The organism is Mycobacterium farcinogenes, from assembly GCF_019739075.1.
GTDB lineage: Bacteria > Actinomycetota > Actinomycetes > Mycobacteriales > Mycobacteriaceae > Mycobacterium > Mycobacterium senegalense.
The window spans coordinates 335,167-347,705 of the sequence record NZ_CP081673.1 but is presented as its reverse complement, the minus strand read 5'-3'; the positions used below and the strand labels follow the sequence as shown (position 1 = coordinate 347,705).

Below are 12,539 nucleotides of genomic sequence, written 5' to 3'. Positions count from 1 at the left end.
AGAGTACGTCGGCCCCCTGGACACCGAGGCGCGACCGCGTCACACCTCCTACGATCATCTTCCGTGGCAACCCGGCAACCCTCGAACACGCGGGCCAAAGACAGCGATCGCAACGACACCTGCAAAGTGCTCGACAATGCGCTGGGCGAGGGCCAGTTGTCCATGGAGGAACACCGCCAACGAGTGTCGGCGGCGACCAATGCCACGACACTCGGCGATCTGGCCCGTCTGGTCGAGGATCTGCAGACCTCGGGTGCGCCGGTGCAACTGCCGACGCTGACCAAGCCCCGCCTGCCGCGCATCCGCAAACCGGCCGGCTCCGGGTGGGGGCTGCGGCTGGCGTCGGCCGCGGTGCTGGTCGTGCTCGGCATCGGCATCGGCTGGGGCCTGTACGGAAACACCCCGTCACCGTTGAGTTTCAACCCCGACCCCGGAGCCGTGCCCGACGGCATCGAGCCGGTCGTGCTGACCCCGCCGACACAACTGCAATCGCTCAACGGGGTGAAAGGACTGTTCGAGCAGATGCGCCACAAGTTCGGCGCCACCACCGGTTTCGAACTGCACATCGATCCCGATTCGGCCCTGCTCTATCGTCCGGACCCACAGGACAGCCGCAAGAAGCTCTATTACCGCTATACCGGCGGCTGGGGCGACCCCAGCACCGATCCACGCAACGTCGAGAAGGACGACCGTCTCGTCGACCTAGCGGCCTTCGACTACGAGAAGGTCCTCGGCATCATGCGGGGCGCCCCCGACACGCTCAACACCAAACGTGCCGACGTGAAGAGCACCTGGCTGCGCATCACCCCGTCGGAAGACCCCGCGACACCTGAGGCGATCAACATCGCCGTGATCGTCAGCAGCGATTTCGGTGGTGGCAGCATCGACCTCTACCCCGACGGCACGGTCAAGGGGATGTACCGCAACAACGGATAGTCGGCACGTCGTCACGCTGGAGTGGCGCTCGGACTCGGGCGCCACTCTGGCGTGACAATCGCGCCTAAGAGCGGCCACCACTTGGCACCAAATATATCGGCGCGATACAGTTTGGCGAGGTGTTGATCCGTCGTAGCGATCAATTCCATCTGATCTGTCGAAAGGGGGTGACCTTGATGCTTGAGCTCGCGATTCTGGGCCTCTTGCTCGAGTCACCCATGCACGGCTACGAGCTGCGCAAGCGTTTGACGGGTCTGTTGGGGGCGTTCAGGGCGTTCTCGTACGGATCGCTCTACCCGGCATTACGTCGCATGCAGGCCGACGGCCTGATCGTCGAGGACGCCGCACCCTTGGGTCCCACCAAAGTGCGCCGGGCTCGGCGGGTCTACCAGCTGACCGACGCCGGCAAGCAGCGATTCAGCGAGTTGGTCGCCGACACGGGGCCACAGAACTTCTCCGACGACGGGTTCGGTGTCCACCTCGCCTTTTTCAACCGCACCCCGGCCGAGGCCAGGATGCGAATCCTGGAGGGGAGACGCCGCCAGGTGGAGGAACGTCGGGAAGGTCTGCGTGAAGCCGTGGCGCGGGCCAGTAGTTCGTTCGACCGCTACACCCGTCAGCTGCACCAGCTGGGCCTGGAGTCCAGCGAACGAGAAGTCAAATGGCTCAACGAGTTGATCGCGGCCGAACGTACGGCCCAGGGGCGCTCGGAAAACATATGAGCACCGACCCGCACATGGCCCCAGGCCGAGCACACAGAACGAGTAAGGAGATCGTCCATGTCTGAGCACGCAGGAGAAATCCGGGTCGCCATTGTCGGCGTCGGTAACTGCGCATCGTCCCTGGTCCAGGGCGTGCAGTACTACCACAACGCCGACGAGAACGCGTCCGTGCCGGGCCTGATGCACGTGAAGTTCGGCCCGTACCACGTGCGTGACGTCAAGTTCGTGGCCGCGTTCGACGTCGACGCCAAGAAGGTCGGCTTCGACCTGTCCGAGGCCATCTTCGCCTCCGAGAACAACACCATCAAGATCGCCGACGTGCCGCCGACCAACGTGACGGTGCAGCGCGGCCCGACCCTGGACGGCATCGGCAAGTACTACGCCGACACCATCGAGGTCTCCGACTTCGAGCCCGTCGACGTGGTCAAGGCGCTCAAGGACGCCAAGGTCGACGTGCTGGTCTCCTACCTGCCGGTGGGCTCCGAAGAGGCCGACAAGTTCTACGCCCAGTGCGCCATCGACGCCGGCGTGGCCTTCGTCAACGCCCTTCCGGTGTTCATCGCCTCCGACCCCGTGTGGGCCAAGAAGTTCGCCGACGCCGGTGTCCCGATCGTCGGCGACGACATCAAGAGCCAGGTCGGCGCGACCATCACGCACCGCGTCATGGCCAAGCTGTTCGAAGACCGCGGCGTCACGCTGGACCGCACCTACCAGCTCAACGTCGGCGGCAACATGGACTTCCTGAACATGCTGGAGCGCTCGCGCCTGGAGTCCAAGAAGGTCTCCAAGACCCAGGCGGTCACCTCCAACCTGACCGGCTCGCTGGCCGGCAAGGTCGAGGACAAGAACGTCCACATCGGCCCGTCCGACCACGTCGCGTGGCTCGACGACCGCAAGTGGGCCTACGTCCGCCTGGAAGGCCGTGCCTTCGGTGACGTGCCGCTGAACCTGGAGTACAAGCTCGAGGTCTGGGACTCGCCGAACTCGGCCGGCGTCATCATCGACGCGGTGCGCGCCGCCAAGATCGCCAAGGACCGCGGCATCGGCGGCCCCATCGAGGCGGCCTCGGCCTACCTGATGAAGAGCCCGCCGAAGCAGATCGCCGACGATGTCGCGCGTACCGAGCTGGAGAGCTTCATCAACGGCTAGGTTTTCTTGCCTCAGTGGGCGGCCAGGTGAAACCTGGCCGCCCACTTTGCATTTGAGGTACCTCACCATGCCGGCGCCGTTGTGAGACCTACCACAAGAGGGCCGATAAACTGGATCTATTCAAGAAAACAACTACGCTGGAGGACGCAGTAAACATCCGACAGTGACGAATAGAGGTACCCATGGCCCTGATCAACAAGCAGATCAAGCCGTTCTCCGCGACCGCTTACAAAAATGGCGCGTTCATTCCCGTATCGGACGCCGACATCAAGGGCAAGTGGGCCATTTTCTTCTTCTACCCGGCCGACTTCACCTTCGTCTGCCCGACCGAGCTCGGAGACCTGGCTGACCACTACGAGGAGCTGCAGCGCCTCGGTGTCGAGGTGTTCTCGGTGTCCACCGACACCCACTTCACCCACAAGGCCTGGCACGACTCGTCCGACACGATCGGCAAGATCCAATACGCCATGATCGGCGACCCGACCCTGCAGATCAGCACCGACTTCGAGGTGCTCCGCGAGGGCCAGGGCCTGGCCGACCGCGGCACCTTCCTGGTCGACCCCGACGGCGTCATCCAGTTCACCGAGGTCACCGCCGAGGGCATCGGCCGCAACGCCGCCGAGCTGGTCCGCAAGGTCAAGGCCGCCCAGTACGTCCGCAACCACCCGGGCGAGGTCTGCCCGGCCAAGTGGGAAGAGGGCGAAGACACCCTGGCCCCGTCGCTGGAACTCGTCGGCAAGATCTAGTTCGACACTGCTGATGGCGGTACGGGCCCGGCCCGCCCGGGCTCGTACCGTTCACCAGAACTGCTTTACCCCAACATCTTTCGGGCCGCGCACGGCCCAGCCCGTCCCCTCATCGATGGAGTTGATCCGTATGCTCGACACCTCACTCGCCGGCCAATTGAAGTCCCTGCTGGAGCGGCTGACCGTGCCGATCGAGCTGGTGTCCTCCCTCGATGACGGCCCCAAGTCCGCCGAACTCGCCGAACTGCTCACCGAGATCGCGGCGATGTCGGACAAGATCACCTATTCGCGTGCCGACGACGACGCCCGGCGGCCGTCGTTCGCGATCCGCCGCACCGGCACCGATGTCGAGGTGCGGTTCGCCGGTATCCCGCTGGGCCACGAGTTCTCCTCGCTGGCGCTGGCCCTGCTGCAGGTCGGCGGATACCCGTCGAAGGAGGCCCCCGAACTGCTCGAGCAGGTGCGGGCCCTGGACGTCGATCTGCACTTCGAGACCTACTTCTCGCTGTCCTGCCAGAACTGCCCCGACGTGGTGCAGGCCCTGAACCTGATGGCGATCCTCAACCCGCGCATCAGCCACGTCGCCATCGACGGCGCGCTGTTCAAGGACGAGGTCGAACAGCGCAAGGTGCTGGCGGTGCCCACCGTCTTCCTCAACGGTGAGTTGTTCGACTCGGGCCGCATGACGCTGGAGCAGATCATCGGCAAGGTCGACACCGGCGCCGCGCAGCGCACCGCCGAGGCGATCACCGAGAAGGACCCCTTCGACGTGCTGGTGGTCGGCGGCGGCCCCGCAGGCGCAGCGGCCGCGATCTACGCTGCCCGCAAGGGAATTCGCACCGGCGTGGTCGCCGAGCGCTTCGGCGGTCAGGTGCTCGACACGATGGCGATCGAGAACTACATCTCCGTTCCGCACACCGAGGGACCCAAGTACGCCGCGGCGCTGGAAGCCCACGTCGGCGAGTACGACGTCGACGTCATGAAGACCCAGCGCGGCGCGAAGCTGCTGCCCGCGATCGACGAGGGCGGGCTCATCGAGATCTCGCTGGAGAGCGGCGCCTCGTTGACCGCGCGCACCGTCATCCTGGCCACCGGTGCCCGCTGGCGCGCGATGGACGTGCCCGGTGAGGCCGAGTACCGCAACAAGGGCGTCACCTACTGCCCGCACTGCGACGGACCGCTGTTCAAGGGCAAGCGTGTCGCCGTCGTCGGCGGCGGCAACTCGGGCGTGGAGGCCGCGATCGACCTGGCCGGCGTCGTCTCCCACGTGACGCTGATCGAATTCGATTCGGTGCTGCGCGCCGACGAGGTGCTGCAGCGCAAGCTTCGCAGCCTGCCCAACGTCGACATCCTGCTGAGCACGCTGACCACCGAGGTCCTCGGCGACGGCGATCAGGTCACCGGCCTGACGTACCAGGACCGCACCACCGGCGAGTCGCACAAGCTCGAGCTCCAAGGCGTCTTCGTCCAGATCGGTCTGCTGCCCAACACCGAGTGGCTGGAAGGCAGCGTCGAGCTGTCCAAGCGCGGCGAGATCGTCATCGACGAGCGCGGCCAGACGTCGGTACCCGGCGTGTTCGCGGCCGGCGACTGCACCACGGTGCCGTTCAAGCAGATCGTCATCGCCGCCGGAGCCGGTGCGACGGCAGCGTTGTCCGCATTCGATCACCTGATCCGGACCACCGCCCCGGTCGGCAACTGAGGCAGGCTCGGCTCCGGAGTAATGTCCGCAGACGTGGCCCCGGAGATTTCTGACGACGAACTGCTGACCCTCGACGAGTTCGCGCTGCTGCCCGAGAACGCCGAGCAGATCGGCGCGAGCGGGCCGTTGCCGGCGGTCGAGCGCATCGAGCAGGGGCCGATCAGCGCGCTGAAGTTCGGCGCCGAGGCGCCGCGGGTGGTGTTCCTGCACGGCGGCGGTCAGAACGCCCACACTTGGGACACCGTGATTCTCGGCCTCGGCGAACCGGCGCTGGCCGTCGATCTGCCCGGCCACGGCCGTTCCTCCTGGCGCGAGGACGGCGACTACGGCCCGAAACTCAATGCGGCCAGCCTGGTTCCGGTTCTGCAGGCCCACGCTCCCAGCCCACGGCTGGTGGTCGGCATGTCGCTGGGTGGCTTGACGGCGCTGCGGATCGCGGCGACCGAGCCCGCGCTGGTGCCCGAGCTGGTGTTGGTCGACGTCACCCCGTCGGCACCCGAGCGGCACAACGAGATGACCAAGGCGCAGATGGGCACCGTGGCCCTGGTGCAGGAGAACCGCACGTTCCCCACGTTCCAGGACATGCTCGACGTGACCGTCGCCGCCGCCCCGCATCGCGACCGGAATTCGTTGCGACGCGGCGTATTCCACAACTCGAAGCAGCTCGAGGACGGCAGCTGGACGTGGCGCTACGACACGTTCCGCAAGGGCGACGGGTTTGAGGGCCTGTGGGACGACGTCCCGGCGATCACCATGCCGACCACGCTGATCCGGGGCGCCAACTCGTTCTTCGTCAACGACGAAGACGCCGAGACATTCGCCGCGAACGCGCCCGGTTTCCAGCGCACACACGTCGTCGCCGACTCCGGGCACTCGGTGCAGGGTGATCAGCCGGCCAAGCTCGTGGAGATCCTGCGCGGCATCCTCGATAGCTAGCAGGTTGCCTTCTGTTAACCCGCTGATAGCCCGCCTCCAGTAGGTTTCGGCCAGTCCGGCCTCCCAGCCCGTGGCCGGTGTCTGGCGGAAGGACCTGCGCGGAATGCCCCTCGTACCGTTGAATCTGTTTGTCACCCACCGTGGAACGTCGTCGCGTCAGCACGTCACCTGCCGCTACCGGTGTGGCGACGCGTGTTCGAAGCCGGCGCCGAACACCAGTGACAACCAGTATTTCGGCGACATCGCCAAGCAGGTGTCCCGCCGGTCGATGCTGCAGGCCGCCGGGGTCACCGTGCTGGCCGTCGGTGCCGGTTCGGCGCTGGCTGCCTGCGGTACCGACGCGAAGCCCGGGCAGACCCCGTCACCGGCCGCGCTGCCCGTCGAAACGCCGCCCGGGATGAAGTTCGCCGCCGTCGCACCGAACACCGAAGACGCCGTGGTGATCCCGGACGGTTACCAGCAGCGGGTGGTGATCGCTTGGGGCGACCCGGTCCTGCCCGACGCCCCGATGTTCGACATCAACCGGCAGACCGCCGACGCGCAGCGCAAGCAGTTCGGGTTCAACAACGACTTCGCGGCGCTGCTGCCGATCGAAGGCCAAGCCAACCGGTTCCTGTTGGTGACCAACTTCGAGTACGTGACACCCGAGTTCATGTTCCCCGGCTACAACGCCGCGGCGCCCACCCGCGAGCAGTTCGACATCGAGATCGCCGCCATGGGCATGGGCGTGGTCGAAGTGGAACGGGGCACCGACGGTGCGCTGAAACCCGTGATGGGTCGCTACAACCGCCGCATCACGGCGGACACCCCGTTCACGCTGACCGGACCCGCCGCCGGAACCGACTTCGTCAAAACCGCCGCCGACCCCACCGGGCGCGCCGTGGCCGGCACCTTCGCCAACTGTGCCGGCGGCGTAACCCCTTGGGGCACCGTGCTTTCCGGTGAGGAGAACTTCCACAGCTACTTCGGGGCGACTGAAGGGGCGCCGGCGCCGAAACCGGCCGACGCGCAGCGATTCGACCGCTACGGCATCGAGCACGAGCGCTCCGAGCTCAAATGGGAAGACTTCGACCCGCGCTTCGACCTCACCAAGACGCCCAACGAGGTCAACCGCTTCGGCTACGTCGTCGAGCTCAACCCGTGGGATCCGGCGTCGACGCCGGTCAAGCACTCGGCGCTGGGCCGACTCAAACACGAGGGCGCCAACGTCTACGTCACCGGCGACGGCAGCGTGGTGGTCTACACCGGAGACGACGAGCGCTTCGACTACATGTACAAGTTCGTGTCCGACAAGAAGATCGCCCCCGGCTGGAAAACCGGCGACCCCGCCGCGATGGCCCACAACCTGACCCTGCTCGACGAGGGCACGCTGTACGTGGCGAAACTGAGCAGCGACATCCCCACCGGGGAGATCGACGGCAGCGGCAAGCTGCCCGCCAAAGGGTCCTTCTCCGGAACCGGTACCTGGATCCCGCTACTGAAGTCCGGCCCGAACGGGCAGGCCGAGTCGCTCGTCGAGGGCATCACCGCGGCCGAGGCGGCGGTATTCACCCGCATCGCCTCCGACAAGGCCGGCGCCACCAAGATGGACCGCCCCGAAGACTTCGAGGCCAACCCCCACACCGGCAAGGTCTACGTAGCGCTGACCAACAACGACAAGCGCGGCACCGAGGGCAAGGCCGGCGTCGATGCGGCCAACCCACGCACCGAGAACAAGAACGGCCAGATCCTGGAGATCACCGACAACCACACCGGCACCGACTTCACCTGGGACCTGCTGCTGGTGTGCGGTGACCCCAAGGCCGCCGACACCTACTACGCCGGGTTCGACAAAAACCAGGTCAGCCCGATCTCGTGCCCGGACAACCTGGCCTTCGACAGCCACGGCAACCTCTGGATCTCGACCGACGGCAACGCACTCGACGCCAACGACGGACTGTTCGCGGTGGCGCTCGACGGCCCCAATCGCGGTGAGACCAAACAGTTCCTCACCGTGCCGATCGGTGCCGAGACGTGCGGACCGGTGGTGACCGACGATCTCGTCACGGTATGTGTGCAGCACCCGGGCGAGGGCGACGACCACAGCCTGGAGAAGCCGTTGTCGCACTGGCCCGGCGGTGCCGACACCCCCGCGCGGCCCGCCGTGGTCGCGGTGTGGAAGCCCGGCGCCCAGATCGGCACCGCCTGAGCGCTTGCGCGAAGACCATCCGGCACGTGAGTACGCTCGGAAATTGTGACCCATCCCATTCGCATCGGTGTGCAACTGCAGCCGCAGCACTCGCCGAAGTACAGCCACATCCGTGACGCGGTACGCCGCTGTGAGGACATCGGCGTCGACATCGCCTTCAATTGGGACCACTTCTTCCCGCTCTACGGTGACCCCGACGGCGCGCACTATGAGTGCTGGACGATGCTGGGCGCCTGGGCCGAGCAGACCTCACGCATCGAGATCGGCGCCCTGGTCAGCTGCAACTCCTACCGCAACCCCGAACTGCTGACCGACATGGCGCGCACCGTCGACCACATCTCCGACGGCCGGCTCATTCTCGGCATCGGAAGTGGTTGGAAACAAAAGGATTACGACGAGTACGGCTACGAGTTCGGCACCGCGGGCAGCCGGCTCGACGACCTCGCGCAGGCGCTGCCGCGGATCGAGGCCCGGCTGGCCAAGCTGAACCCGGCACCCACCCGGGAGATCCCGATCCTGATCGGCGGGCAGGGCGAACGCAAGACCCTGCGGTTGGTGGCCGAGCACGCCGACATCTGGCACGCCTTCGTCGACCGCAACACCTACCCGGGCAAGGCCGAGGTGCTCGCCGAGCACTGCGGGATCACCGGGCGGGACCCGGCCACCGTGCAGCGCTCGGCCGGGGTGCAGGAATCCGGCGGGATCGACGCCATGCTCGCCGAGGCAGACGCACTGGCCGACCTCGGTGTCAGCATCCTCACCGTCGGGGTCAACGGACCGGACTACGACCTGACGGCGGCCGAGGCCCTCTGCCGCTGGCGCGACGGGCGGGTCGGCAAAGTTTAGCTGCTGAGCTGTATCCGCTCAGCTCCCCGATCGCGCGCGCACGTGAGAAACTGGCGCAACACAATCGCCATAGGGGGAGATATACAAGGGTGCCCAAAAACTACGGGGTCAAGGAAAAGGATCAGGTTGTCACGCACATCATCAATCTGGTGATGACGGGCAAGCTGCGATCCGGTGACCGCATCGACCGCAACGAGATCGTCCGTGACCTCGGGCTGAGCCGTGTCCCGATCCAGGAGGCCGTGGTCCAGCTCGAGCACGACGGCATCCTCTCGACGCGATATCACCGCGGCGCATTCGTATCCCGGTTCGACGAGGCCACCGTGGCCGAACACCACGAGCTCTACGGCATCCTCAACGGCATCGCCTCGGCCCGCTGTGCCACCAACCCCACCCCGCGCATCCTCGCCCACCTCGATGACACGTTGCGGGTGATGCGTTCAGCAAAGGACACCAAGTCCTTCCAGGAAGCCTGCTGGGTGTACCGCGACGCGATCAACGACGAGTACGCGGGGCCCCGGCTGCACGCCACCATCCGCGCCGGGAAGAGCTTCGCGCCCTCGGAGTTCTGGATCAGCTACCCCAAGGCGAAAGCCGATTTCCTGGCCGGCTACGAGGCTGAGACCGCCGCCATCCACGCCCACGATCCCGACGGCGCCCGCAAGGCCTGCACCGAGCGCGCCGACAAAATGGCACAGATCATGGTCGCCGAGCTCACCCGGCGCGGAGTCTTCGGCGACTTGCGGTCCCCGTGAGCGGAATCGCTCATCACCGGGCATCGGCCCACTAGGTTGCATCAGATGGACGCCAGACGATCGGCCGCGCTGCTGACCACGGTCCTGATACTGCTCGGGCTGCTGTGCGCAGCACCGGCAGGCGCAGACGTCGACCAGTGCGCGCCCCCCGGCGTGGACAGTGCCAGCGCGCTGCCCACCAACCTGGCCGCCGCGGCCACCGGGCCGGGCGCCGACAAGTACACCACCGCCACCACTGCCCCGCTGGACACGGTGCGGGCTGAGAACCTCGGCCTGAGCACCCCCGGCGTACTCACCGTCGGCACCTTGTCGGACGCACCGCCCAGCATCTGCATCAACTCGGCCGGCCAGTTCACCGGCTTCGACAACGAGCTGCTCCGCGCCATCGCCGACAAGCTCGGCCTGCGGATCAACTTCGTCGGCACCGACTTCTCGGGCCTGCTGGCGCAGACCGCCTCCCGGCGGTTCGACGTGGCGTCCTCGTCGATCACCACCACCGACGCCCGGCGCCGCACCGTCGGGTTCACCAACGGCTACGACTTCGGATACTTCTCGCTCGTCGTGCCCACCGGTTCTCCCATCACCGGTTTCGGCCAGCTCGCACCCGGTCAGCGCATCGGCGTGGTGCAGGGCACCGTGCAAGAGGCGTACGTCATCGACACCCTGCACCTGCAACCTGTGAAGTTCCCCGACTACAACACCGTCTACGCCAGCCTCAAGACCCGCCAGATCGACGCCTGGGTGGCGCCGTCGCAACAGGCGTCGGGCACGGTGCAGCCCGGTGACCCGGCCCAGATCATCGAAAATACCTTCAGCTTGGACAATTTCGTGGCGTGGGCAGTGGCCAAGGAGAACCGGCCGCTGATCGATGCGCTCAACTCCGGCCTCGATGCCGTCATCGCCGACGGCACGTGGGCCAAGCTGTATTCCGACTGGGTACCACGCGCGCTGCCGCCCGGCTGGAAGCCCGGCTCCAAGGCCGCGCCCGCACCACAGCTGCCCGATTTCGCCGCGATCGCCGCGGCGAAGGAGAAACCGGCCGCCGGGGCTGCCGCTGCACCCAAATCGACACTCGCGCAACTGCGGGACTCGTTCCTGGACTGGGACCTCTACAAGCAGGCGATCCCCGACCTGCTGCGCACCGGCCTGCCCAACACTCTGATCCTGACCGTGTGCGCCAGCGTCATCGGTCTGGTGCTCGGGATGATCCTGGCGGTGGCCGGTATCTCGCGGTCGCGGTGGCTGCGCTGGCCCGCGCGGGTGTACACCGACATCTTCCGGGGCCTGCCCGAAGTGGTGATCATCCTGCTCATCGGTTTGGGCATCGGGCCCGTGGTCGGCTCACTCACCGGCAACAGCCCCTACCCGCTCGGCATCGCGGCGCTCGGCCTGATGGCGGCGGCCTACGTCGGAGAGATCTTCCGCTCCGGCATCCAGAGCGTCGAGCCCGGACAGCTGGAAGCCTCACGCGCCCTGGGCTTCAGCTACACCTCGTCGATGCGCCTGGTCGTCGTGCCACAGGGCATTCGCCGCGTGCTGCCCGCGCTGATGAACCAGTTCATCTCACTGCTCAAGGCCTCGTCGCTGGTGTACTTCCTCGGCCTGGTCGCCAGCCAGCGCGAACTGTTCCAGGTGGGCCGAGATCTCAACGCCCAGACCGGAAATCTGTCACCCCTGGTGGCAGCCGGGCTGTTCTACCTGCTGCTGACCATCCCGCTGACCCATCTGGTCAACTTCGTCGACAACCGGCTGCGCCGCGGCCGCGCACCCGTCGAAGAAGAACTGCCGCCCGCCGCGACCACGCAGGAGATGATCTGATGTCGGCACCACAGCCAGTTGCGCTGGCCGCCAAGGACATCCACCTCTCGTTCGGGCCGAACGCGGTACTGCGCGGGGTCGACCTGGACGTGCCCGCCGGCACCACGACGGCCGTCATCGGGCCGTCCGGATCCGGCAAATCGACGCTGCTGCGCACCCTCAACCGCCTCTACGAACCCGACCGCGGCGACATCCTGCTCGACGGCCGCTCCGTGCTGAACGACAACCCCGACCAACTGCGCCAACGCATCGGCATGGTCTTTCAACAGTTCAACCTGTTCCCGCACAAGACCGTTCTCGACAACGTCACCCTCGGCCCGCGCAAACTCAAACGGCTCAGCGCCGAGCACGCCCGTACCGTGGGCCTCGAACAGCTGGACCGGGTTGGACTGCGGCACAAGGCCGATGCGCGTCCGAGCACGCTGTCGGGCGGCCAACAGCAGCGCGTCGCGATTGCCCGGGCACTCGCCATGGGTCCGCAGGTGATGTTCTTCGACGAGGCCACCTCGGCGCTGGACCCGGAACTGGTCAAGGGCATCCTGGAGTTGATGGCCGAGCTGGGGGCCGAGGGTATGACGATCCTGGCGGTCACCCACGAGATGGGCTTCGCCCGCTCCACGGCCGACGCCGTCGTGTTCATGGATCACGGCAAAGTGGTCGAGTCGGGCACCCCCGACCAGATCTTCGACGCCGCCGAGACAGATCGGCTGCGGCGCTTCCTGTCGCAGGTCCTGTGACGGC

The 12,539-nt window shown here is 66.6% G+C and carries 11 protein-coding genes; all 11 read left to right on the top strand.

All coding sequences use genetic code 11. From position 1 onward, the window contains the following. The first annotated feature begins 63 nt into the window (after window positions 1-63). The 11 genes from K6L26_RS01455 (at window position 64) to K6L26_RS01405 (ending at window position 12,535) form a co-directional block, all read left to right on the top strand. Entirely contained in the window at window positions 64-936 is an 873-nt protein-coding gene (locus K6L26_RS01455; RefSeq protein WP_036390730.1) for a DUF1707 SHOCT-like domain-containing protein, read from the top strand. A 176-nt stretch (window positions 937-1,112) separates the two neighbouring features. After that, entirely contained in the window at window positions 1,113-1,658 is a 546-nt protein-coding gene (locus tag K6L26_RS01450; RefSeq protein ID WP_036392546.1) for a PadR family transcriptional regulator, read from the top strand. A gap of 57 nt (window positions 1,659-1,715) precedes the next feature. Beyond that, window positions 1,716-2,807, top strand: a complete 1,092-nt coding sequence (locus K6L26_RS01445) for an inositol-3-phosphate synthase (RefSeq protein ID WP_019344145.1) — start codon at window positions 1,716-1,718, stop codon at window positions 2,805-2,807. A gap of 182 nt (window positions 2,808-2,989) precedes the next feature. Then, the gene (gene ahpC / locus K6L26_RS01440; RefSeq protein ID WP_019344144.1) at window positions 2,990-3,553 is read left to right on the top strand and encodes an alkyl hydroperoxide reductase subunit C; all 564 of its coding nucleotides are present in this window, start codon (window positions 2,990-2,992) and stop codon (window positions 3,551-3,553) included. Between the two features lie 130 nt (window positions 3,554-3,683). Then, window positions 3,684-5,255, top strand: a complete 1,572-nt coding sequence (ahpF, locus tag K6L26_RS01435; RefSeq protein WP_065063658.1) for an alkyl hydroperoxide reductase subunit F — start codon at window positions 3,684-3,686, stop codon at window positions 5,253-5,255. 21 nt (window positions 5,256-5,276) lie between these two features. Then, entirely contained in the window at window positions 5,277-6,191 is a 915-nt protein-coding gene (locus K6L26_RS01430; RefSeq protein WP_221852485.1) for an Rv0045c family esterase, read from the top strand. Between the two features lie 103 nt (window positions 6,192-6,294). Next, entirely contained in the window at window positions 6,295-8,379 is a 2,085-nt protein-coding gene (locus K6L26_RS01425) for a PhoX family protein (protein ID WP_221852483.1), read from the top strand. Window positions 8,380-8,424: 45 nt separating this feature from the next. Beyond that, on the top strand, window positions 8,425-9,225 hold the full coding sequence (locus K6L26_RS01420) for an LLM class F420-dependent oxidoreductase (protein ID WP_221852481.1): 801 nt from the start codon (window positions 8,425-8,427) through the stop codon (window positions 9,223-9,225). Window positions 9,226-9,314: 89 nt separating this feature from the next. After that, complete coding sequence (locus K6L26_RS01415) at window positions 9,315-9,980, top strand: GntR family transcriptional regulator (RefSeq protein WP_019344139.1); 666 nt, start codon at window positions 9,315-9,317, stop codon at window positions 9,978-9,980. Window positions 9,981-10,025: 45 nt separating this feature from the next. Then, the gene (locus tag K6L26_RS01410; RefSeq protein WP_036390726.1) at window positions 10,026-11,798 is read left to right on the top strand and encodes an ABC transporter substrate-binding protein/permease; all 1,773 of its coding nucleotides are present in this window, start codon (window positions 10,026-10,028) and stop codon (window positions 11,796-11,798) included. Continuing rightward, window positions 11,798-12,535 (top strand): amino acid ABC transporter ATP-binding protein, encoded by a 738-nt coding sequence (locus K6L26_RS01405; RefSeq protein ID WP_019344137.1) that lies wholly within the window; start codon window positions 11,798-11,800, stop codon window positions 12,533-12,535. The genes K6L26_RS01410 and K6L26_RS01405 overlap by 1 nt, the downstream gene beginning before the upstream one ends. Window positions 12,536-12,539: the final 4 nt, after the last annotated feature.

Coding starts and splice junctions, on each gene's coding strand:
- K6L26_RS01450 (WP_036392546.1), top strand. CDS start 1,113: ATGCTTGAGCTCGCGATTCTGGGCCTCTTGCTCGAGTCACCCATGCAC.
- K6L26_RS01445 (WP_019344145.1), top strand. CDS start 1,716: ATGTCTGAGCACGCAGGAGAAATCCGGGTCGCCATTGTCGGCGTCGGT.
- ahpC (WP_019344144.1), top strand. CDS start 2,990: ATGGCCCTGATCAACAAGCAGATCAAGCCGTTCTCCGCGACCGCTTAC.
- ahpF (WP_065063658.1), top strand. CDS start 3,684: ATGCTCGACACCTCACTCGCCGGCCAATTGAAGTCCCTGCTGGAGCGG.
- K6L26_RS01430 (WP_221852485.1), top strand. CDS start 5,277: ATGTCCGCAGACGTGGCCCCGGAGATTTCTGACGACGAACTGCTGACC.
- K6L26_RS01425 (WP_221852483.1), top strand. CDS start 6,295: ATGCCCCTCGTACCGTTGAATCTGTTTGTCACCCACCGTGGAACGTCG.
- K6L26_RS01410 (WP_036390726.1), top strand. CDS start 10,026: ATGGACGCCAGACGATCGGCCGCGCTGCTGACCACGGTCCTGATACTG.
- K6L26_RS01405 (WP_019344137.1), top strand. CDS start 11,798: ATGTCGGCACCACAGCCAGTTGCGCTGGCCGCCAAGGACATCCACCTC.